This is a genomic window from Microcystis sp. M53598_WE2 (genome assembly GCF_030067735.1).
In the GTDB taxonomy this organism is placed as follows: domain Bacteria; phylum Cyanobacteriota; class Cyanobacteriia; order Cyanobacteriales; family Microcystaceae; genus Microcystis; species Microcystis aeruginosa.
In genome coordinates, this window is the sequence record NZ_JASJFE010000963.1 from 1 (window position 1) to 3,206 (window position 3,206).

A 3,206-nucleotide genomic window follows, 5' to 3' on the forward strand; every position below is an offset into this window, starting at 1 on the left:
AATTTTTATAAAAGGTAGGGTTGATTCATGAATGAACCCTACGTCCTGTAGGGGCGAAGCATTCGGGCAATAACCTATCGGTGAAACCGTAGATTTTCTATCCGAATGCTTCGCCCGTACTTTTTGCCGCAAACCCTACTTAAGTTTAGATGAAGTATGACGGGATTTGGCATCATCCCCAGCATTAAGATAAATCCTATAAAATACCTTTAGTTTTTAACAAGAAAGTCGGTAATCGGAGAAAAGGTGAGGAGAGAAGGCTTAGGAAAGCCGATAGGAGCCGTGACGTTGGGCATAATAACCGAGAATTGCCGTGACCAGAGGGCGATCGCTTTCCTGAAAAGTCTCGGTATAGTTAATTTCTAGACTACCGATCTGACTTTGGTGATAATCGAATTGTTGGAACTGCTGGGGAGTGAGATGGGTTTCGACCCCCTGAACCTGTTGTAAATGGCTGGCTAATTCTCGATAGATAGCCAAGGGCATTTGGGGATAAATAATGGTTTGTTTTTGTTGAATAGCAATCGATCGCACGGGTTTTATTCTCCTGATTCGGAAATATTATAGCTGATCGAGGCTTGCGGTGCGGCGGCGGGTTCGGGGACACCATCCCCTAGGCGACGGGTAATAGTTCGACCGCTTTGTTCTAGAACAATATAGGGGTTATCGGGATCGGTGTTGATCGCTTTAACTAAAATTAAACCATTAGAGAGGGTAGAACCGGGGATAACTCGACGTTCCGTGGCTTCTCCGGGGGCTTTCACGATCGCCATAGCAGTGGTAGGTAACTGGACGATGCCCGATACTTGCACTTCTTCCGCTTCCGTTGGTTGCGGTGGTGGTGGCGGCGCTTTAACTATCGGTCGTCTGGGAGTGGGACGATTGCCTACGGATGCGGATGGGGGTGCGGCTGCGGTAGCCGCCGGAGTCCCAGCTGGGGGTTTTTCTTCCGCTGTAATCGTAATATTTGGTTGTAGGGGAAAGGGGGCAAAGGGATCGCTGCGACCGCGATTAATTTCTGCCCGTTTTTGGTCAGGATCGGTAGCGGGAATCAATCCCGCTACCCTTGGGGGGGTTGGTTCGGTGGCCGGTTGCACAGCACCGCTAAAGGCAGGTGGTTGGGCAGCCGGGGGACTGGGAGAGGGGGTGGGGGTGGGGGTTTCTTGGCTGGGTGGTGGGGATTGATTAGCTTGGTCAGAAGCTGGACATCCCACCAACAATAAAGCGACACTCCCCACCGATAGGATTAGCGGCAATTTTTTCATGGGGAAACAAAGACAAAATGGCCCGGTCGGACAACCTTGGATACTAACATAACATTTGTTCCCCAGAAATCTAGGCCGATGATAGGGGGAAAGTCAGGAACTTGACCCCCCCGGTCCAGTTTTAATACTGACTACCAGATTTGCGATGACCGATGGCGGTGACACCGTTACCATCCAAAACTTGACCCCGCTCGACGGTGGCATAGACTAACCAGCGATCGCCGCAGAGTTGTCGCTCTTTGACCGTACACTCTAGATAGGCGAGACTTTCGCTTAAAATCAGACAGCCATTTTCCCCGACTTGGGTTTCTAATTCCGTAAAGACATCGCTGCCGGATTTGATGCGATTGGAAAAATGACGGCGTAAATTGCGCCCTTCCTTGAGAATATTCAAGGTAAAGGCGGTTCCGGAGTTAATTAGGCGATCAGCGGCTTGTTCGTCAGCAACGGCGATAATTAGCCCCGGGGGGTTAAAACTGGCTTGGGATACCCAAGAGGTCAGGAAACCAGCATGATCCTCGCCCTGACGAGTGGTGAGAACAGAGAGGGAACCGACAATCCGACCAACGGCCTGGGCAGTGCGATCGATTTGTGTTTCGGTCATTCCCTGTTGGGGAACCCGCAATTTTTTGGTTTTTTTCAAGGTCCTGGCGAAGGTTTCTCCAGCTAAATAACCTGCTTGTAAACAGCTTTCTGTGGGGCTAAAACGCACGCGCAAGGATTCAAAACCGAGGCGATAATTAGCATCTTTGAGTTTAGTTTCAATTAAATCTACAGCTTCCCCACTCCAACCGTAGGAACCAAAAACCCCGGCTAATTTAGTTTTTGCTGCCGTGGAAAGAACGATTCCTAAAGCGGTTTGGATCTGGGTAGGAGCGTGACCGGCTAAGGTGGGAGAACCGATAATAAATCCGTCACAATTTTCGATCGCTTGACTAATTTCGGCGGGGGTGGCAAACTCACAATTTATTGATTCTACGGCCAGATCATTTTCTAATAATCCTCGTTCGATCGAGCGGGCCAGGGTGGCAGTATTTCCGTAGGCAGAAGCATATAATAAAGCCACTTGTAGAGGTCGAGTTTTTTGTTCTTGACACCAATAACGATAATCGTGGGCAAGACGACTAAGACTATAACGAATTATCGGACCGTGGGCGGGTGCATAATATTGGGCGGGAAATTCTTTAATTTTGTCGAGGGCTGTTTCTACCGCTTTGGATTGCACGGCATGGAGACAATCAAAATAATAACGACGATCCACATCTAATTCTTTCCAATTTTTATCCCAAAGATCGTCACTGCACAGATGTACACTAAAGAATTTATCGCTGTATAAAATTTGGTTTTTTTGGTCAAAAGTGCAGATACCATCAGGCCAGCGGGGCGTAGGGACATTAATAAAACTTAGTTGATGACCTTGCCCTAAATCAAGGATTTCATCGCTTCGTATGCCCAAATTTTGGGCATCGGGAAAGGCATTTTTAAGGGTATTGACGGCAGATTTAGAACAGAGGATGGTGATTTGATGGGTGGCGGCTAATAAGGCCTTTAAAGTGACGATACGGTTGGGATTAACGTGACTGAGAATCAGATAATCGAGACGATGTAAGGAGATATATTGACGAATTTCTTCTAAATAAATTTCGGTGAAGGATTCTCCAGGGGGATCGATTAAGGCGGTTTTATCGCCACAGATAAGATAGGAATTAGCGGTGGTTCCCCGTTGACGAGCATATTCTATTTCAAATTTTAATCTGTCCCAAGTACGGGAGCGAAAAACCCAAGTTTGATCGGCAATTTCGGCGGTTTGAACATCGCGGGAGCGATTATTAATAGCAGGATTGGGAATTAAAGTATTAGTGGTCATAATTGTTAAGTTGGGTGTTAGTTGTTGGGTGTGGGGTGTGGGGTGTGGGGTGTGGGGTGTGGGGTGTGGGGTGT

General features: G+C 47.9%; 3 protein-coding genes. All 3 read right to left on the reverse strand.

The window, feature by feature from the left end; all coding sequences use genetic code 11:
* Nucleotides 1-261 precede the first annotated feature (261 nt).
* Nucleotides 262-534 (reverse strand): hypothetical protein, encoded by a 273-nt coding sequence (locus PX636_RS19735; protein WP_002795903.1) that lies wholly within the window; start codon nt 532-534, stop codon nt 262-264.
* Between the two features lie 5 nt (nt 535-539).
* Complete coding sequence (locus tag PX636_RS19740) at nt 540-1,265, reverse strand: hypothetical protein (protein WP_288118429.1); 726 nt, start codon at nt 1,263-1,265, stop codon at nt 540-542.
* 121 nt (nt 1,266-1,386) lie between these two features.
* Complete coding sequence (locus PX636_RS19745) at nt 1,387-3,132, reverse strand: diflavin flavoprotein (RefSeq protein ID WP_288118431.1); 1,746 nt, start codon at nt 3,130-3,132, stop codon at nt 1,387-1,389.
* Nucleotides 3,133-3,206: the final 74 nt, after the last annotated feature.